Raw genomic sequence first — 18,430 nt, forward strand, 5'->3', positions numbered from 1 at the left:
ACTCGCTACGACAAAACCCGCGAGTCCTACCAGGCAGCCGTCACCATCGCGTCCCTGTTCCTCTGGCTCAGACCCCTTTGAAGACACGCCCTAGGGGCGGCGGGTGGTCTGCTGCGCGGTCTCTTGGACCTGTACACCCGATTCGTGTCCTGGCAGGCCGATCGTCGCGTTCATCGGCAGTTGCTCGCCGAAGGGGCGGCACAAGGGGTGCCCCCGCAGTTCCGTACGTACTTCGATCCTGCCGTCGACACCGTCGCGGCCGCCCTGCACAGCGTGATGGGCGCCGGGGCCGCGGTGCTGTTCGGCACCACGGGACAGATCAGCGGTGAGTACGCCGCCCTCGTCGTCGGAATGTCGGCGCCCATACTGCTCACCCAACTCAGTCGTATCCAGACGGTGAACGAGGCGCTGACGGGCGGCCAGCAGCCGGCTGGGACGGCGGAGGCGGTCGCGGAGGCCGGGGCGGAATCGCCTGCCGGTGCCGATGCGGGTGCGGGAGCCGGTGCCGTGAACGTGGGTGTTGCGGGCGGCCCCGGCACCGCAGGAGCCCCCGTTTCCGCGGCGGGGGTTCCGTCCGCCGCCACGCCCCGGACGGAACCCTCCGTATCCCCCGCCGCCCCGGCCCGGCCTCCCCTCTCCACGGAAGGTCCCCCGCTCCGCGCGCGACCGATGCCTGCCCCCAGGCCGGCTGCCGCGAGCGCGGACGGAACGGGACCTGGCTTCGATGGCCATGGCGCGCCACGATGGCCGCAGCGACCGGCGATCGGGGAGGAGGGGCCGTGAGGAGCGCTCCGCACCTGCTGAGCGAGGACCGCCAGGAGTACGAGCGGATCCTCGACGAGGCATTGCGCACCGCCCCCGAGCGTCCGGAACTGGCCGCCCTGGGCGAACGGCTCACGGCCGAGCAATTGCGCACCATGGCGCTCAGCGCCACCGCACTCCTCACGGCGGCCGCAGCGGCCGAGTACGACCACTATGTGAAGGTCCGCGAAGAACGCCGATACGCGGAGTTCTCCCCGCGCCGGTCATCGGACACGGTGCATTCGTCCTCGCGTTCGGCGGCCGCCCCCGCCCGGGAGGCCACCGACCACCCTGGACAGGCAGGTCTGGGCCGGCGGTTCGGCGCGGCCGTCCTGGGTGCCGGAGAACCGGGGAGCCGCCGGATCGGCGACGGGGTCGCTGCGTCGCGGTGGGCCGGGATGTCCTACGGCCGCCGCCTGCTGGCAGCGCTGCTGGGCCTGAGGGTACGTCCGGAGGTACCGACGGCGGCGGGGGCACTGCGTACGCCCGAGTCGCCGACGGCCGCCCGCACGCGTCCGACCGGCAGTGAAACACCGGCCCTGGAAGCGGCCGAAGCGGCCGGAGCCGGGTTGTTCACAGTCTTCGCCGTCCTCGCCCCAGTCCTCTCGGGAACCGCTGCCGTGGTGTTCTTCCTCATCGGCCTCGTCCTCGAGAAGACCGGCGGCGAGTCGGGGCCCAGCCGGACCGTGTTCGCCGCGGGTTGGCTGTTCGTGGCCGTGGCCGTGGCCGCGGTCGTCGTATGTGTGGTCGGCCTGGTGGTCACTGCCCTGCGCAACAGCAGCGACCAACCCGCGCCGGGGGCCGCGCTCGACGGCGAACCGATCGACGACCAGGTTGCCCGTGCCAGGGAAGCCTGGCTGAACGCCCTGCTGGAACGGGGCATCGTGCCGTTCCTGAGCGAAGCCCTCGCCGACCCGGTCTCTCCGGGGGCGGACGGATCTTCCCGCGCCCCCCGCCGCATACCGAACCTCGGCTACAGCGGTCCGGACTTCACCTCCCGCGGCTCAAGCTCCGATCCCGCTCCGAGCTCCCACCCGAGCCACACCAGCCCCGACTTCGTGGGCCCAGAAAACCAGCCGGAGTGAGGCGCCGACAGCCGTCCCGCTCCATACGGCCCGAGAGGTCCAACGGCGGCGGAGCGTTACCTCGTCGGCTCGGGGCATCAGTCGATGCAGAACTCGTTGCCCTCGATGTCCAGCATCGGGATGCACGCATCGTTGCCGTCATACAGCGTCCGCACGTGTACCGCGCCGAGCGGGAGCAGTCGTGCGCACTCGGCTTCGAGTGCGGCGAGGCGTTCTTCCCCCACGAGTCCGGTGCCGACCCGCACGTCGAGATGCAGGCGGTTCTTGGCGGCCTTCCCTTCGGGGACGCGCTGGAAGTACAGGCGGGGGCCCACACCTGAAGGATCAACACAGGCAAACCACGCGTCCTGCTGCTCAGCCGGCAGTGAGCGGTTGAAATCGTCCCACGTGGCAAACCCCTTGGGTGGCGGCGGTACGACGTACCCCAACACCTCGCACCAGAAGCGCGCGAGACGCTCAGGTTCCGCGCAGTCGAAGGTGACTTGGAACTGCTTGATCGAGGAGGACATCGGCGCACCTTACCAAGGTGCCCTGTCGGGAGCACCGACGCGCCTGTGGTGCCGGAACCGGCCGACCGGCCAACCAGGCGCCCGCTCCTGCCCGGTTGGTAACGTCGCCGGCGTGAATCAAGACCGTGTACTCGAAGCCTTCCGTCTGGAATCCGCGGCGCTCACGGATGCCGTCGCAAGACTCTCCGAGGCCGAGTGGAACCTCCCGACGCGCTGCACCCCCTGGACCGTACGCGACCTGCTCGGGCATGTGTGCGTCGTGATCGACTGGCTTCCGGGCATGCTGGACGCGCCACCACCGGGTGAGGCCGAGGTTTCCGCGGCGGAGTACTACCGTCCGGACGACCGCTTCTCACCCCGGACCAACAGTGCCCGGATCGCCCTGGCTCAGGACCGGGCGGCGGAGTCAGCCGACGGCTCCGCCTTCGCCGCCCAGTTCGCCGCGATATGGCAGCGAGCCGACCGGCTGTGCCGGCGCCAGCCGGCCGGCCGTGCCGTGCGGACGCGCCACGGTGACGCCATGCTCCTGTCGGAGTTTCTGCTCACCCGAGTCGTCGAAGTCGCCGTCCACGGCCTCGACCTGGCCGATGCACTCGGCCGCGAGCCCTGGCTGACCCCGTCGGCCGGTGACGCCGTGACGGAGCTGCTTCTCGGCACGGACCAGATGGCGGCCGCCGCCACATTGGGTTGGAGTCGGCCGCACTTCCTGCGCAAGGCCACCGGCCGCGAGCCGTTGGACGTATCGGAGACCGCGCAGATCAAACAGCTCGGCATCCGATGGCTGGCCCTTGGCTGACACGGCCACTATGCCGACAAGATGCTCCGCAGCCGTTCGCGGGTGGCGGCGGGCAGGCCGGCCACCACGCACTCCCATGAGTGGTGGAGCAAGTTGCTGAGCTCTTCGTCGGGCACCGAGTCCTCATCCAGGCGCACGGTGAGCCAGTGCCACCTGCGCCCCTGGTGCCACGGGCGTACCGCCGAGTGCTGTTCGCACAGGTGCAGTGCGAGAGGGGGCTCACACTTGACGGTCACCTGGTCGGGGTGGGTCCTGGTGGCCTCCGCGAGCATGGCGAAGATGCGGCCGCCGACCTTGAAGACGGGTCTGTGGGGACCGTACGGATCTTCCTCCGTCACCTCGGGCAACGAGAGGGCGAGCTCCGCGATTTCTTCGGGGGTCATGGTCGATTCCTTCGGGCCACCCGGCGTGGGGGCCGGGTTCAGCGGTACTCGTCCGGGTTCGGTGTTTCACCCGTCCTTGCCGGCGGCGCTGATGCAGAACGGCTGGCCGGAGGGGTCGAGCAGTACGGTCCAGTGCTTGCCGCCCGGCTGATGGGCGGGCTTGGTGGCGCCGAGACCGATGAGGCGTTCCTCGGCCGCCGCGACGTCACGGAAGGCGAGGTCGAGATGGAAGACGAGCTCGTCCGCGGGCCAGTCGGGGGCCTTGAAGGACTCGGCGGTGTAGAAGACGTACCGCGTCGTGCCGTCACTGATCATCGCGGCGGCCTCGCCGTAGGTCTGGGTGACCTCCCAGCCCAGGGCGGCGGCGTAGAAGGCGGCGAGCGCCTTTCCGTCACGCCCCCAGAAGGCCGCGCACTTCACCACGCCCGCGGCGGGCTCGTTGGTGTTCTCCGCCATGGCCGTCACCAGGTCCGCTTCTGGGTGACGCCGATGACGTAGCCGTTGGGGTCGGTGAAGTAGAAGATCTTCTGGCCCTGGTGCTCCAGGGTGTCCTTCTGGATCGTGACCAGCGGCCGGATGCGCTCCACGTAGGAGTCGAAGTCGTCGACGGCCAGGTAGAACATGCCGAACGCGCCGACCGGGGTGTCCTTCAGAACGGGCAGCCAGCCGCGCAGGTGCTCGTCGCGGTAGACCATGAGCGCGAACTCGCCGTCGAAGAGCAGGATGCGCAGGTCGTCGTTCGGGTCGTTGCCGGCGGGCAGGGCGGTGAAGCCGAGCTTCTCGTAGAAGTCGACGGTCGCCTGGGTGTCGGAGACGCCCAGGCAGGGGGAGATGGCGGGAGGCTTCATGAGGATCACTCCTTGACGGGGAAACGTGAACATGAGGGTGGACCTCCTCATGGGCACAAGCGGTGCCCCGAGAAGTCCTAGCGGAAGCATGGCTTCCATATAGGACAGATCGCGTCCTATATGGGGTGACCTGTAGGACTTTCACACGCATGGCGTGCCGCGTGCGCTCTTTTGACCCTTTGTTCCAGGTCGCGGCGGACGTGAATCTGGATCCAGGGATTCCGCGCGTCTTATTCGCATAATCGTGATCAATTTACTGATGGAATTAAGCCATCGCGCGGGGCGGTGAACGGTTTTCGGACATCCTTGGGGCACGAGAGAGCTGGTGGGGTACGCCTTGTCCGAATTGCATCAGCTTTTACTTTTGGCCAACAGGCTAGGCTCCCAGGCCAATTGATCCACTCGGCGACCATGGGGGGAATGCCGTGCCGGTACCGCCTGAATTTCGCGCGATGAGACGAGATGTCGCATCGTGGCACTATTTCGCCCTGGCAATTGCCGTGGCGTTTGCGCTGCTCTTGGGCGTCGTGCCGGCCGAGGCCGCGGAGTGGAAACTCAAGGATCCGCGCCGGTGGTCGCCCGGGGCCCTGCCCAAGACGGACTCGGTGCGGGGCAAGAACGCTCCGAAGGCCGAGGCGCCCGCCCCGGTGGGTCGCGGTGGCGGTGCCGCCTCCTGGCGTCCGAAGGATGTGTACTGGCCGCCGGCTGCCCAGGCCGAGGTGGATCTGGGGGCTCCGGCTCCCGCGGCTCCGCGTGGTTCGCTCTTCACGGCGCCTGCGCCTGCCGGTGTTCCGGCGGCTCCCGTCGCCGACCCGAGCCGGGCGGGCGCTGCTCCTGTCTGGGTGAGGCCGGCGTCGGCCAAGGGTGCTCCGCGCTCGGGCAAGGCCGCCGTCCGGCTCGCGGACAGGGCTGCCGCCGAGAAGGCCGGGGTCAAGGGCCTGCTGCTGGCCGTTCGTCCGGCCGGGGGAGCGGTTGCGGGTGGTCCGGTCAGGGTTTCGGTGGACGTGTCGCACATCGAGGGCGCCTTCGGCGGTGACTGGTTGTCCCGGGCCCGCCTGGTCGCGCTGCCGGAGTGCGCGCTGACCACTCCCGAGAGAGCGGAGTGCCGTACGCAGACACCCGTGACCACGGTCCGGGACGGTGACCGGGCGGGCCTGCTCAGCGCGGAGGTGGCCCTCAAGGCCGGATCCGCCGCGGAGGGCGCACGCGTGAGCGCGGCTTCGGAGGGGGCGACGGTCCTCGCGGTGTCCGCGGCCCCTGCCGGCAGCGCGGGTGACTACCGGGCGACCAGCCTGGCCCCGTCCGGCTCGTGGAGTCACGGCGGCAGCACGGGCGGCTTCGCCTGGTCGTACCCGATCAACGTGCCCGAGGGGCTCGGCGGCAGCAAGCCCGGCATCTCCCTCTCCTACAGCTCGCAGTCGATCGACGGCCGCACGGCCGCCACCAACAACCAGGCGTCCTGGATCGGTGAGGGTTGGGACTACTCGCCCGGCTTCGTCGAGCGCCGTTTCAAGCCCTGTGCCAAGGACGGCCAGGCCGACTCGAGCGAGCAGTGCCTGGCCGGCGAGAACGCGACGATGTCGCTGAACGGGAAGTCCTCCACCCTGGTCCGCGACGACACGTCGGGTACCTGGCGGCTGGAAGGCGACGACGCCTCGAAGGTCGAGAAGCTGACCGGCGCCACCAACGGCGACAACAACGGCGAGTACTGGAAGATCACCACCACCGACGGCACGCAGTACTACTTCGGTGTCGGCCGCAAGCCCGGCAGCTCCACCGCCCCGGCCACCAACTCGGCCTGGACCACCCCCGTCTACGGCAACAACAGCGGCGAGGCCTGCCACCAGTCCACCTTCGCCGCGTCCTGGTGCCAGCAGGCCTGGCGCTGGAACCTCGACTTCGTCGTCGATCCGCTCGGCGGCGTGACCACCCACTGGTACGACACCGAGACGAACTACTACAAGCGCGGGGTCTCGGCCGCCAGCCCCGAGGGCACCCTCACCCAGTACATCCGGGGCGGCACCCTTTCCAAGATCACCTACGGTTCGAAGCTGGCCGACGCGGACACCGTCAAGCCGTCCGCGCAGGTGATCTTCACGACCTCCGAGCGCTGCATTCCGGACGCCGCGTTCGACTGCGCGGCGGACAAGCTGACCAAGGACAACGCCGCCACCAAGTGGCCGGACGTCCCCTTCGACCAGAACTGCGGCGCCACCGGGACCTGCGAGAACTACTCCGCGACGTTCTGGACCAGGAAGCGCCTCACGCAGATCGCCACTCAGGTCCTGAACGCCACCGGGGGCTACGACAACGTCGACTCCTACGCGCTCACCCACCAGTTCCCGGACCCGTACGACCAGACGGCCCGTGCCCTGTGGCTCGCCTCGATCACCCATACCGGGTACCAGGGCTCGACCACGCTCGCCACCAAGCCCGTCCTCTTCTACGGCAGCCGCCTGAACAACCGCGTCGACTCCAGTTCCGACAACCGGCCCGCGATGAACCGGCTCCGTATCGTCAAGATCAAATCCGAGACCGGTCAGACAACCGACATCGGCTACGCGGACCCGGACTGCACGCCGGGTGCCGGTCTGCCCTCGGCCCAGGACTCCAACACCAAGCGCTGCTACCCGGTCTACTGGAACCCGGACTACAAGAGCCCGAACGACCCGACCCTGGACTGGTTCCACAAGTACGTCGTCAACCGCGTCACACTGATCGACCCCTTCGGCGGCTCCCGCCCGCAAGAGGTCCGCTACGAGTACGTCGGGCCCGCCGCCTGGCACCGTGACGACGAGGAACTGACCGAGGACAAGTACCGCAGCTGGAACCAGTTCCGCGGCTACGAGCAGGTCATCACCCGCTCCGGCACCGCCCCCGACGTGGTCTCCAAGTCCGCCACCTTCTACCTGCGCGGCATGGACGGCGACTTCAAGGCGGACGGCAGCAAGCGGACCGCCACCTTCGCCGGCATCGACGGGAGCACCCGCACGGACTCCAACCCGCTCGCCGGCACCGTCAGGGAGAGCCAGGCCTTCGCCTCCGACGGCGGCGAGCTGATCTCCACGTCCAAGAACGAGCCGTGGCTCTCCAAGACCACCGCCACCCACGGCCGCGGCACGAAGCTCCCCGCGCTCACGGCGCAGATGCAGAGCACGGGGGCCACCCAGACCAAGGCCCTGCGCGCGGACAAGACCTGGCAGGCCACGTCGCAGACCACCAAGTACGACGAGACCTACGGCATGGCCCTGTGGACCCTGGACCGTGCGGACGGCCTCCCCGACACCTGCACCGTCCCCTCCTACGCCCGCAACACCGCCACCTGGATGCTCGACCGCACATCCGAGAGCGTCCAGTTCCAGAGCGGTGACTGCACCGCCGCCGCGACCGAGGCGAACACCCTCGCCCGCAACCGCACGTACTACGACGGCCAGCCCCACGGCACCCTGAACGGGCCCGGCCAGGTCACCAGCACGGAGGAACTCGACCGCTTCGAGGCCGGCCAGCCCAAGTACACGCTCAACTCTGCAGCGACCTACGACCCCTACGGCCGCGTCACCAGCTCCACCGACGCCGCGGGAGCGAAGACCACCACCGCCTACGAACCGGCCTCGGGCACCCGCCCGACCACTGTCAAGATCACCAACGCCAAGGACTGGACCACCACCTCCACCCTCGACCCGCTGCGCGGCAGCACGGTCAAGACGGTGGACCAGAACGACCGCACCACCGAGGTGGCCTACGACGCCCTCGGCCGGACCACCTCGGTCTGGTCGCCCGGCCGCGCACGCAGCGAGAGCGCGAACACGCTGTACACGTACGACCTCACCGACACCGGCACCAGCTCCGTCACCACCCAGACACTCCGGTCCGACGAGTCGTACGCCACCTCCATCAGCATCCTCGACGCCCTCGGGCGCCAGGTCCAGGTCCAATCGGCCCCGCGGAACAACGCCGCGAACACCCGCCTGATCAAGGACACCTTCTACGACAGCCTCGGCCGCGCGTTCAAGACCAACGAGACCTACTCCAACGCCACCTCCGCCCCGGTGAAGACCCGGTTCATCGCGGACGAGAACACGGTCCCCGGGCAGAGCACCACGCTCTACGACGGCACCAGCCGCGCCGTCGCCACGGTGTTCTCCGCCAAGGCGCAGGAACAGTGGCGCACCACCACGGCCTACCCCGGCGCCGACCGCACCGACACCACCCCGCCCCCCGGCGCGGCGCCCAGCAGTGTGATCACCGACGCGCGCGGCCGCACGGTCGAGCGGCGCGAGTACAAGGGCACCAAGCCCGAGGGCGCCTACGACGCCACCGGCTACACGTACGACACCACCGGAAAGCTGACCCGTCTCACCGACGCGGCCTCCAACACCTGGACATACGAGTACGACCTCCACGGCCGTCAGATCCGAGCCGTGGACCCGGACAAGGGCACGGCGACGACCGCCTTCGACGCCGCCGACCGCCCCGTCACGACCACGGACGCCCGCGGCATCACCACCGTCACCACGTACGACGTCCTCGGCCGCCCCACCTCACGCAACCTCGGCACGGCGGGCGGCACCAAGCTGGCCACCTACGAGTACGACACCCTGGTCCTCGGCCAGGCCACGGCCTCCACCAGCTGGGTGGACGGCAAGGCATGGCGCCAGGAGACCACCGGCTACGACACCGGCTACCGGCCGACCGGGACCAAACTGACGGTCCCGGCGGGAGAAGGCGCGCTCAGCACCACCTACTCCACCTCCGTCGCCTACGACCCCATCACGGGCCTGCCCGACGTCATGGTGGTGCCTGCGGCCGGCGGCCTGGCCAAGGAAACCCTCTACACCGGCCGGAACGCCGACGGGCTGCCCGTCTCGCTCGGCAGCAGCACCACCGACTACGTCAACTGGACCGACTACGACGAGTTCGGAGCGGTACAGCGCACGACGCTGGGCGACATGCCGAAGCAGGTGAGCTTCACCAACGTCCGCGACCAGGCCTCGGGCCGCCTCCTGCGCACCCAGCTGGACAAGCAGGACTCGACCACTCCGGTCGACATCACCGACTACACCTACACGCCGGCCGGCGACGTCACCTCCCGCGCGACCGTGCAGGGCGCGGCCCGCGACACGCAGTGCTTCACGTACGACTACCTGCGCCGCCTCACCGAGGCCTGGACGGACACGGGCACCACCACGACCAAGCCCGGCCCGTCGGTCCCCGGCATCGGCAACTGCACGAACACCGCACCCCAGCCCGGCCAGATCGGCGGACCGGCCCCCTACCGCCAGTCCTTCAGTTACGACGTGACCGGCAACCGGACCTCCTCCACCGACCACGACCCCGCGGGCGACGCGGCCAAGACCACCACGACCACGAACACCTTCCCGGCCCCGGGCGCCCCGCGCCCGCACGCCCCGACCTCCACCACCAGGAAGACCGGCACCAGCCCGTCCGTCACCGGCACCATCACCTACGACGAGACCGGCAACACCCGCACCCGCCCCGACGCCGCCGGCGCCACCCAGACCCTCACGTGGAACCCCGAGGGCAGACTCGCCTCGGCAACCTCCGCCGCGGGAACCTCCACGTACGTCTACGACGCGGCCGGCAACCGCCTGCTCCGCAAGGACCCGGGCAAGACCACCCTCTACCTCGGCTCCACCGAGGTCACCCTCAACACCACCACCAACACGGTGAGCGGCGCCCGCTACTATCCGACCTCCGGCGGCCTGACGATCGTCCGCACCTCGGACGGCAAGCTCTCCTACGTCGCTAGCGACCACCACAACACCGGCACCACCGCCATCGACGCCACCACCCTCCAGGTCCAGCGCCGCGCCACCAAGCCCTTCGGTGAAGACAGGGGCCCCGCGCCGGCCGCCTGGCCCGGCGAACGCGGCTTCGTCGACGGAACCAAGGACCAGGCCACAGGACTCACCCACCTCGGCGCCCGCGAATACGATCCCCGCACCGGAACGTTCCTCAGCGTCGACCCTGTGATGGTCCTCGACTCCTCACAGGGACTGAACGCCTACAGCTACGCCAAGAACAGCCCCGTCACCACCTCCGACCCCACGGGCCTGTGCGCCGAGATTGACTGCCCGACCCGGCCGACCCCGGACCACGAGAACACCACACCGGGACACGTGCCCGGGCCGCCCAAGCTCACCCCGGGTGGCCAGGCGAAGAGGAACTCCGGTGCCGTCGGAGGAACCGTGACCCCTCCCGGCTCTGGATGCCTCCTCGGCAAGTACATCTGCGGACCGCCCAGCGGGAGCCCGCTGCCCACGTTTCCGCTCGGATCGGTGCAGGTGACGCCGCCGCCCGTGCCCCAGAAGCCGTTCGACTGCAAGCTGAACGACATCAGAGCCGCATGCATGACGGAGGTCTCGGCCGGAACGATCCTCAGCCGTCCGTACAACGCGGGCAACGCCCTGAACGGTGCCAACGAGATCGCGGCCGGCTATGCGGGCGTGGCCTCGAGCTGCACGATGCGCGCCGAGCAGTATGTGTGCTTCGGGCACTCCCCGGCCGGGGACCAGCCGATTACAGTGGGCGACGTACATTTCTATCCGGGCGACAGGGCGGACTTCATCGAGCGGCTCACGAACGAAGCTGAAAGGCGTGATCGGATCACGGCAGTCGCAGGCAAGGCGACCGCCGAGGAGTTCGGCCCCGATCTGGAGCGCCACGAAGCCATTCACTCGAGGCAGTGGGCCGCGGCTGCGGATGCCAAGCACTTCGCATTGGCCTATTTCGCAGAAGTCGGGATGTCTGAATACAAAGTCGGTACTCCGGCGCACGCCAACCGCTTCGAACTCGGCGCGAATCTGTGGTGGGGTGGCTATCTCAAGTGGTATCCCACGCAGGTGAATCCGCCGGGCGTGGCACCAACCCTCTGAAAGGGAGAACATGGGCTCGGCGACTCTACTGCGGCGCCTGAAGGTGGGAGTTGTGCTGTCGGCTGCGATATCGGCGGCAGTCGCGTGCACACCGACTCCCAAGGGGCTGCTGGCCGTTGAACGGACCGAGACGGGATCGGTCCGTGTCCTCATCGCTCCCTGCTCGGATTACGATGCGCTTGATTTCTCCGTTTTCCGCAAGGGAGGCGGATCCGCGGATCTCCAGCGGTGGGCAGTCAGCAACGAAGTGATGAGGGGGTCATTGCCCAGCATCGAATTGTTCGCGACGCCGCCGGGGTGGCGGACCACGTCGACCACACTGTCCGACCTGAAAGGCGGCGGAACATACACGCTGACCGTCTACGGGGCCGTGGGCGGGCGTGGGCTGGATGGGAAAGTCGCATTCACCGCGGGCCAGCTCGAAGGGCTGACGGCGGGCCAGGTGCTGGTCAAGCAGGGGAGTGAGACGAAAGTCGTCAGCCGTTCCGAGTTCATGAAGGACGACCCCGACCGCTGCACTCCCTGACGCGGGGCGGTCGGGGGCGGAAGGGCACTCCACCCGGAGTGCCGCTCCGCCGCCAGGGCATGGCCGACGGGACCGAGGGGGCCGCGTCCGGGGGTGATGTACGCCCCCGGACGCGGCCCCCTCGGTCAGCTCTGCCCGCTGGTCACGCCCGACGCCCGACGCAGTGCGGAGCGGCCGGCGTAGCGTGCCGAGTCGCCCAGCCAGCGGCCAGCAGGTCGCGGCGCAGGGTGTGGAAGACCTCGCTGCCCATGCGGACGGCTTCGGCGAAGGTGTCCGCGCCCACGGGCGCGATCACGAACTCCTGGAAACCCGGCGGATTGTCGGCGTGGGCGCCGCCGTTGATGATGTTCATCATTGGCAGCGGCAGGAGGTGGGGGTCGGCGCCGCCGAGGGAGACGCCGAGGATCGCGTTGGCGCCGAGCCGGGACTTCGTGGCCGTGCCGTCGAGGGCGACCAGCGCGGCGTCGAGACCCGCCTGGTCCGCAGCGTCCCGGCCGCGCACGGCCGCGGCGATCTCCCCGTTGACGTGGGCCACCGCACGGTCGACGCCCTTGCCGTGCCAGCGAGCCGAGTCCCCGTCGCGCAGTTCCACGGCCTCCCGGGCACCGGTGGAGGTACCGGAGGGACGGCCGCGCGCCTTAGGGCGCGGCCGGCGACGACCGGGTGCCGACCCCGGGAGTCGTGTTGTAGCACCGGATGATCACGGCTGTGCATTAAGTTGTGTGGATGACTACCGGGACGGCATTGCGCCACACACGGATTGGTGACCCGGTGCTCTCCTGAGCACCGTACGGGCCAGTGCGGGCCCGCTGCTCGAACGGGGAGCCTGCGCTGCTGCGCGGGCTCCGCCTCCGTCGTGTTGATCAGAGGCTCGACACATCAACCACGACAGGAGAGTTCATGCCCACCAAGACGTTGCAGATTCCCACCGCGGACGGCCGGGCCGATGCGTTCGCTGCCTTCCCCGACCACGGCGAGCAGCACCCGGGGGTGCTGATGTACGCGGACGGCTTCGGCATCCGGCCCGTGCTGCGGGAGATGGCCCGCGAACTGGCCGGGCACGGGTACTACGTGCTCGTCCCCAACTTCTTCTACCGGCATGGCCCGACACCGGTGATCGAACTTCCCGAGCACATCGGAGAAGAGGCCCGGCCCCAGGTCATGGCCCAGGTGATGCCTCTGCTCAAGGCGCACACCGCCGAACGTGTCCTGCGCGATGCCGACGCCTACATCAGGTTCCTCACTACCCAGCCAGAGGTAGGCGCCGGTCCGCTCGCGGTGACCGGCTACTGCATAGGCGGCCTCCTGGCGATGCGCACCGCCGCGGCCCACCCCGGCCAGGTGGCCGCCGTCGCCGCGTTCCATGGCCCCGTGGGCGCCGACGGGCCCGCCCTCCTCTCCAAGCTCACCGCCCAGGTCCACCTCGGCCACGCCGAAGGCGACATGACCCCAGAGGCGCTCGGCGAGCTCAACCAGGCCCTGGACGCGGCAGGTGTCAGCTACACCTCCGAGATCTACCCCGGCACCATCCACGGCTTCACCATGTCCGATACCGACGCTTTCAGCCCATCCGGGCTGAAGCGCCACTGGGACCACCTGCTCCCTCTCTTGGGCCGCACCCTGGGCGACAGCTGAGGCTCAGGCTCGGAGACCAAGCCTGAAGTACACGCCTCTGTGCCTCCCTTGGCGAATGCCGCCTGGGGAGGCACCTGCATCGAGACCGACCAGTGATCCACCGTAGTCGGCCGCGCTCCGGCGCGGACGCCTCTGTGTCGCGCTCTAGAAGGTCACCGTGCCCCTGAGGGGGTGGGGTTACGGCAGGTCAGGTGAGGTCTGACGCAGGGAGAGCGTCAGCCTGCGTCGTTGCACGTCGATCCCGGTGATGACGACCGTGACGTCATCCCCAACCCGTACGACCTCCTCCGGAGTCTCCACCGGTGTCCGGGCGAGCTCCCGGACGTGGACCAGCCCCTCGATCCCGTCGGCGACCCGCACGAAGGCGCCGAACGGAACCAGCCTGGTGACCTGCACCGGCAGGATCCGGCCCACACGAGTTCCTTCGGCGAACGCCGCGAACGGGTCCGGCCGCAGTGCTCGCAAGGACAGCCGGGCTTCGCCGTTCCAGTCGTCGAACTGGAGGAACTCGCATGTGACGTGCTGCCCGACCTGGACGACGTCCGATACCGAGTCCACGTGGTGCCAGGACAGCTCGGGGACGGTGATGAATCCGACGCCGGGGAGGACCGGGTGGGCAGGGCCGTCGTCCAGCGACACGAAGACGCCGAACCGCTCGATCGCCGCGACCGTACCGGAAAGGATCTCGCCGCGGTGACGTGATCGCAGGAACGCCCAGAGCTCCGGGTCCTCGGTGGCGGTCATCGACAGTCGGGCTCGGCCTTTGTCGAGATCAATGTCGGTCACCTCGCCGGTGATCCGCCGGCCGACCTTCACGGCCGTGGCCCGCTCCCCGCGCCAGGAGACGTCCGACGGCCACACGATTCCCAGCGGGCGCCCGGAGAATCCGTCGAGGGTCACCGCCACCCCATCCGGCCGCGTGACCCTTGCGATGGTCCCGCCGCACACGTCGCCGACGTGAAGCCCCGCCAGGAACTCCCGAGCACGCTGATCGTCCGATGCCGCTCCCATGCCGCCCAGCCTCTCACGGGGCGCCGGCGGGCTGCCTACCCGGCGGTCAGGAGGCTCCACGCCAGGGTGCGGAGTTCCTCGTCCGCGTGGACGTCCTCGTTGAAGGGAAGGTCGCTGAGCAGGCGGAGCGGGGAGAAGGCGAAGGCGCGGAGCGTGGGGCGGAGGTCTTCGGGGACCTCGCCGATGGCGGCGAGCGCCCTGAGGGCGCTGAGGCCGACGGGGGAGGGGGAGACCAGCTCCGCGAGGACGGGGACGGCGCGGTCCGGCGAGCCGGTGAGGGCGTGGAGGGCTTCGGCGGCCGCCATCCGGGTCCAGTCGTGCCGGGCCGTCAGCAGCACCTCGACGGACGGCAGCAGCGGGGCGGCGGCCTTGCCGAGCGGTGTGAGGCTGCTCAGGTTCCAGTGGACCGGGCCCTGGCCGGGGCCGCGGAGCAGCCCCTCGAAGGTACGAAGCGCCGGCTCGGCCTCGCCGGTCAGCCGGTGGAGGGCCACGGCTGCCGCGGTACTGAGGGCGCCGTCGGTGCTCCGCGCAGCCTCGCGCAGCAGGGCGGTGGTCTCGGGCGTCGCGATGCCGTTGAGCCCGAGCCGGCGGGCGGCGGCCACGGGCGCGAGGCGGGTGCGGAGGCAGTCGAGCAGTTCGGGCTGGGCCTGGCGGGCGGCGACCCCGAACGGGTCCAGGGCGCCGACCAGTTCGCCGGCCGCGTTCCCGGCGGCTCCGGCCGCCAGTTCGCGGCGGATCACGGGTATGAGCAGCTCGCCCGCCTCGGGGAACGACCGGGAGGCTGCCCGCAGTGCGGGGGCGTCGGGACGGCGCAGCACCAGTTCGAGGGCGCGCGGGTCGCGGGAGCGCACCAGGGCGAGGAGGGCGGGGGCAGCACTCTCTCCCTCGGCCCGTGCGTGGCCGTAGAGCGCGTCCCGGAGTTCGGCGCGCGGCTCGGGCAGGTACTCGATCCAGGAGGCGATGGTGGACAGGGTGTGGGCGAGCGTACGGGTCCCCTCGTGCGGGGGCAGGGCGGCGAGCAGCAGATCCAGGACCTCCGGCTCTCGGTCGCGCCAGGTCTCCACGATCTCCCGGGCGAGCCAGGAGCCGCGTGCGTGGAGGTCCCCGGCCGCGATCCAGCGGGCCGCCACGGTAAGGCCGGCGTCCGGTTCCGAGGTGAGCAGGTGCGTGAGGTGCGTCTCCTGCGAGGCGGTGCCCGGCCACGGGAAGCCGTCGTCCCCCGGGTCGGGCTCGGCGGCGTCCTCCGCGAAGACCTCCACCAGCTGAGCCGCGTACGGTGGCCCGGAGCGCTCGGCGGCGAGCATGGCCGCGGCCAGCCTGACCTCGGGCAGCGGGCTGTCGAGTCCCGCCTCCACCACTTCGCGGCCGAGCAGGGCCAGCACGACCATCGCGTCCGCCCGTACCGCCGGGACGGGGTCGGTGGCGTACAGCTCGTCGAGCCGGCTCGCGACGGAGGAGCCCACTTCGGCCGGGAGCAGCCCGGCCGCGGCCGCCACCACGCGCAACGCCGCACGGCGCACCCCGCGCTCGGCATCCCCAAGGCAGGGGAGCAGGTCAGGAAGGACCCCGGCGAGCTCCGCGCAGATCGCGGCGATCGAGCTGCCGGGCCAGCGCGGCGACTCGAGGTCCGCGGGGTCGTGGTCGGCGAGGGTGGCGAGCAGCATCAGCAACTCGTCGCGCCTGCCCGGGGCGTGGTGGACGGCGTGGGCGAGGAAGGGGACGGCGGGTGCCGAGGCCGGGTAGACCGAGCCTTGGTGGTGGATGTTGCCGTAGAGCTCGTAGACCGCCTCGCCCGTGGTCTCCTCGTCATCGTCGTAGAGCGCCCGGATCAACGCGGGCACGTCCTCGGCGGAGCCGTAGGCATGGGTCAGGGCGTGCCACGGCACGTCGTCCAGTTCGGCCGGAGATTTCAAGGGTCCGCGCTCCTCAGCTGATCAAGTACGCCGACCCTAGCGATCACCACTGACAGCGGCGGCTACGGGGGAGCGGGTACCGATCTGCCGTACCCGTCCCGGACGTACCGTCGGGTTCTGGAAACGACAGGAGTGGTCCATGAGGGATGATCCCGTTGTGGACAGAGTCATTGATCTTGACGAGGCGGCCGCCATCCTGGCTGACCGGGCCGAGCGCTGGAGGTCGGCCGGCCTGGAGGTGGGGCAAATGACCTGGCGGGACGCGCAGGCGGACTGGCCTCAGCCTCTGGAGACCGACAGGGCGCGGGTGCGTGACCCCGACTCGCTCGGTCTGACCCTCTCCGGCTCGGCGGAGGCCGAACTGTCGGTCGTCCTGTTCCGCGGCGGCTGGGGTGACGTGGACTTCATCGCCGGCCTCGACGAGGCTGGTTCCCTCCCTGCCTCGGACATCGTCTCGGCATCGGACTTCGCGGCCCGGATGGACCAGTGGGTGGATCGAGTGTTCGGCTGCTCGGGTTCCGTCGGCGTGTATCAACATGTGGTTGCCGACTGAACACCGGCTTCTGGAAGGAGTTGGACCACGCCGACCCACGGGAACTCGTCAGTCTTGTGGAATGCACGGACACCCCATCGCCCCGGGGGCACGGGAACCGCTGCTCCCGCCGGTTGGCCTCTGCCGTCGGGGTAGGACACGCCGAGATCCCTGCCCGCCTCGGCCGAGTCCATGAGAACTGCTGGCCCGTCGGTCTCCCAGACTCCGCACCCCTCCCAGGGCGTTGCCGGGTCTCTCAGGTGGTGGCGGGCTCGTCGCTCAGCACCAGCCGCGGGAGAGGCGGCGGACGTCATCTACGGCTTGCTGAGCCCGGAACTCTTCCTGGTCCTCACCCGCGACCGCGCGTGGCCGGTGGACACGTGGGAGCGATGGGCGTACGACACCCTGTGCGCTCAGCTGTTGGCCAGGAAGCAGAACCAAGCTCCCTGATCGTGATCGGGGGACGACTGCGGGCCGCGGTGGCGGCCGCCCGACAGCGGGGTGTCGTCGGGCGACTCGTCACCGCGGACCAGTGGCAGGCCGGGAACCGGACGTCAGGCCGGGTAGGTGATCGAGCCCAGCGGCGGGCAGGGGGCGAGCGTGGTGCCGGCGCCCGGGCGTTCGACGAAGGCCCGCGCCGAGGCGGCCTGCAGGCGGTGGGAGTCCAGCTCGTCGGCGTGCCAGGCGTCGCGCCTGGCACGGGCGTAGTCCCACGAGTCGTCGATGAGACTGAGGCTGGTATTGCCGGAGCTGCGCTGGAACTCCGCCTTCAAGGCGACCTGCTGGAGTGCGGTCTGGACCGAGGCGAGCTCGATGCGGGTGATCAAGATGCCCGGGGTGTTCGGTTCGCGGGTCGGCAAGGGGGCCTGCGGAAGCGGCGACACCCCGGTGTCGAGACGGCCGATGTTGTCGACGCTCGCTTGCTGGGCGTCCCTCGACATGATCTGCATTTCCTGGTGCAGCCAGAAGAACTCGTCGAGGTCGGCCTGCGTGACGCGCATCCGCCCGTACAGGGCCTGAAAGCGGGGATCGTGGTGCAGCGGGCGTATGGGGCCGACGTGGAGCGCCACGCAGTCGTTGTACCCGGCCGTCACCGCGGCGTCGAGGTGGTGGATGGCCTGGTCGGTCTGCCCGCCGACGCAGGCCAGGCTGCCGAGGGTCGAGTGGCCCGCGGCGACGAGCCACGCGCCGTCGGGGCCGAGCGCCGTGGAGCGCGCGACGACGTCGTGGAGACCCCTCGTGTCCGCTGCGGCGAAACCATGGGTCAGGAGCGTCACCTGCACTTCGTGAAGACGCGTGACCAGTGAGTTGACGGTGTCGACCATGGATCTCCTCGGACCTCGGTGGTGAAGAGTGAGACGGGTGTTGAGTCTGCGGCAACTCCCGTGGAAATGACGGGCGGAAGGGTGGAGAAGTTCCCGTCCGGCCCCGGCCGTGACCACGAGCGACACCGGCGTCGGGGCAAGGCCGGCTCGACCGCCAGGTGGATCTCGGT

General features: G+C 70.0%; 14 protein-coding genes and 1 pseudogene. 6 read left to right on the forward strand and 9 right to left on the reverse strand.

What is annotated here, in order from left to right; translation table 11 throughout:
* The first annotated feature begins 779 nt into the window (after window positions 1-779).
* A complete protein-coding gene (locus AB0O21_RS37675) occupies window positions 780-1,886 on the forward strand; it encodes a hypothetical protein (protein WP_365179597.1) in 1,107 nt (368 codons plus the stop codon).
* Window positions 1,887-1,963: 77 nt separating this feature from the next.
* Here AB0O21_RS37675 and AB0O21_RS37680 read toward each other — a convergent pair whose 3' ends face one another.
* Window positions 1,964-2,395, reverse strand: a complete 432-nt coding sequence (locus AB0O21_RS37680; protein ID WP_365179599.1) for a VOC family protein — start codon at window positions 2,393-2,395, stop codon at window positions 1,964-1,966.
* Window positions 2,396-2,507: 112 nt separating this feature from the next.
* On the opposite strand from AB0O21_RS37680, the gene AB0O21_RS37685 reads away from it, so the two are divergent.
* The gene (locus AB0O21_RS37685) at window positions 2,508-3,191 is read left to right on the forward strand and encodes a maleylpyruvate isomerase N-terminal domain-containing protein (RefSeq protein WP_365179602.1); all 684 of its coding nucleotides are present in this window, start codon (window positions 2,508-2,510) and stop codon (window positions 3,189-3,191) included.
* Window positions 3,192-3,199: 8 nt separating this feature from the next.
* On the opposite strand, the gene AB0O21_RS37690 is transcribed toward AB0O21_RS37685, so the two are convergent.
* The 3 genes from AB0O21_RS37690 to AB0O21_RS37700 form a co-directional block, all read right to left on the reverse strand.
* A complete protein-coding gene (locus AB0O21_RS37690) occupies window positions 3,200-3,574 on the reverse strand; it encodes an MmcQ/YjbR family DNA-binding protein (protein ID WP_365179604.1) in 375 nt (124 codons plus the stop codon).
* A 66-nt stretch (window positions 3,575-3,640) separates the two neighbouring features.
* Window positions 3,641-4,030 (reverse strand): VOC family protein, encoded by a 390-nt coding sequence (locus AB0O21_RS37695; RefSeq protein ID WP_365179607.1) that lies wholly within the window; start codon window positions 4,028-4,030, stop codon window positions 3,641-3,643.
* Window positions 4,031-4,035: 5 nt separating this feature from the next.
* The gene (locus AB0O21_RS37700; RefSeq protein ID WP_365179609.1) at window positions 4,036-4,422 is read right to left on the reverse strand and encodes a VOC family protein; all 387 of its coding nucleotides are present in this window, start codon (window positions 4,420-4,422) and stop codon (window positions 4,036-4,038) included.
* A gap of 842 nt (window positions 4,423-5,264) precedes the next feature.
* On the opposite strand from AB0O21_RS37700, the gene AB0O21_RS37705 reads away from it, so the two are divergent.
* Window positions 5,265-11,318, forward strand: coding sequence for an RHS repeat-associated core domain-containing protein (locus AB0O21_RS37705; RefSeq protein WP_365179612.1), 6,054 nt, complete (start codon window positions 5,265-5,267; stop codon window positions 11,316-11,318).
* Window positions 11,319-11,370: 52 nt separating this feature from the next.
* Complete coding sequence (locus tag AB0O21_RS37710) at window positions 11,371-11,844, forward strand: hypothetical protein (protein ID WP_365179615.1); 474 nt, start codon at window positions 11,371-11,373, stop codon at window positions 11,842-11,844.
* Between the two features lie 199 nt (window positions 11,845-12,043).
* On the opposite strand, the pseudogene eno reads toward AB0O21_RS37710, so the two are convergent.
* Window positions 12,044-12,558 (reverse strand): annotated as a pseudogene (gene eno, locus AB0O21_RS37715) (phosphopyruvate hydratase); the annotation flags it as partial.
* 186 nt (window positions 12,559-12,744) lie between these two features.
* On the opposite strand from eno, the gene AB0O21_RS37720 reads away from it, so the two are divergent.
* Window positions 12,745-13,479, forward strand: coding sequence for a dienelactone hydrolase family protein (locus AB0O21_RS37720; RefSeq protein WP_365179618.1), 735 nt, complete (start codon window positions 12,745-12,747; stop codon window positions 13,477-13,479).
* Window positions 13,480-13,656: 177 nt separating this feature from the next.
* On the opposite strand, the gene AB0O21_RS37725 is transcribed toward AB0O21_RS37720, so the two are convergent.
* Window positions 13,657-14,379: a S1 RNA-binding domain-containing protein gene (locus AB0O21_RS37725; RefSeq protein WP_365179621.1), complete on the reverse strand. Its 723-nt coding sequence runs from the start codon at window positions 14,377-14,379 to the stop codon at window positions 13,657-13,659.
* Between the two features lie 146 nt (window positions 14,380-14,525).
* On the reverse strand, window positions 14,526-16,403 hold the full coding sequence (locus AB0O21_RS37730) for a hypothetical protein (protein ID WP_365179624.1): 1,878 nt from the start codon (window positions 16,401-16,403) through the stop codon (window positions 14,526-14,528).
* A gap of 139 nt (window positions 16,404-16,542) precedes the next feature.
* On the opposite strand from AB0O21_RS37730, the gene AB0O21_RS37735 reads away from it, so the two are divergent.
* Window positions 16,543-16,956: a hypothetical protein gene (locus AB0O21_RS37735; RefSeq protein WP_365179627.1), complete on the forward strand. Its 414-nt coding sequence runs from the start codon at window positions 16,543-16,545 to the stop codon at window positions 16,954-16,956.
* Here the strand turns inward: AB0O21_RS37735 and AB0O21_RS37740 are convergent.
* Together AB0O21_RS37740 and AB0O21_RS37745 are read right to left on the reverse strand one after the other, a co-directional pair.
* Window positions 16,935-17,249, reverse strand: a complete 315-nt coding sequence (locus tag AB0O21_RS37740; RefSeq protein ID WP_365179630.1) for an Imm21 family immunity protein — start codon at window positions 17,247-17,249, stop codon at window positions 16,935-16,937. The two genes, AB0O21_RS37735 and AB0O21_RS37740, sit on opposite strands and share 22 nt — an antisense overlap.
* Before the next feature lie 240 nt (window positions 17,250-17,489).
* The gene (locus tag AB0O21_RS37745; protein WP_365179633.1) at window positions 17,490-18,260 is read right to left on the reverse strand and encodes a hypothetical protein; all 771 of its coding nucleotides are present in this window, start codon (window positions 18,258-18,260) and stop codon (window positions 17,490-17,492) included.
* Window positions 18,261-18,430: the final 170 nt, after the last annotated feature.

The organism is Streptomyces sp. NPDC091371, assembly GCF_040684275.1.
Classification (GTDB): domain Bacteria; phylum Actinomycetota; class Actinomycetes; order Streptomycetales; family Streptomycetaceae; genus Streptomyces.

Excerpts from the sequence above, each read along its gene's own strand:
- AB0O21_RS37680 (WP_365179599.1), bottom strand. The coding sequence starts at position 2,395 with ATGTCCTCCTCGATCAAGCAGTTCCAAGTCACCTTCGACTGCGCGGAA.
- AB0O21_RS37690 (WP_365179604.1), bottom strand. The coding sequence starts at position 3,574 with ATGACCCCCGAAGAAATCGCGGAGCTCGCCCTCTCGTTGCCCGAGGTG.
- AB0O21_RS37695 (WP_365179607.1), bottom strand. The coding sequence starts at position 4,030 with ATGGCGGAGAACACCAACGAGCCCGCCGCGGGCGTGGTGAAGTGCGCG.
- AB0O21_RS37700 (WP_365179609.1), bottom strand. The coding sequence starts at position 4,422 with ATGAAGCCTCCCGCCATCTCCCCCTGCCTGGGCGTCTCCGACACCCAG.
- AB0O21_RS37720 (WP_365179618.1), top strand. The coding sequence starts at position 12,745 with ATGCCCACCAAGACGTTGCAGATTCCCACCGCGGACGGCCGGGCCGAT.
- AB0O21_RS37735 (WP_365179627.1), top strand. The coding sequence starts at position 16,543 with ATGAGGGATGATCCCGTTGTGGACAGAGTCATTGATCTTGACGAGGCG.
- AB0O21_RS37740 (WP_365179630.1), bottom strand. The coding sequence starts at position 17,249 with ATGACGTCCGCCGCCTCTCCCGCGGCTGGTGCTGAGCGACGAGCCCGC.
- AB0O21_RS37745 (WP_365179633.1), bottom strand. The coding sequence starts at position 18,260 with ATGGTCGACACCGTCAACTCACTGGTCACGCGTCTTCACGAAGTGCAG.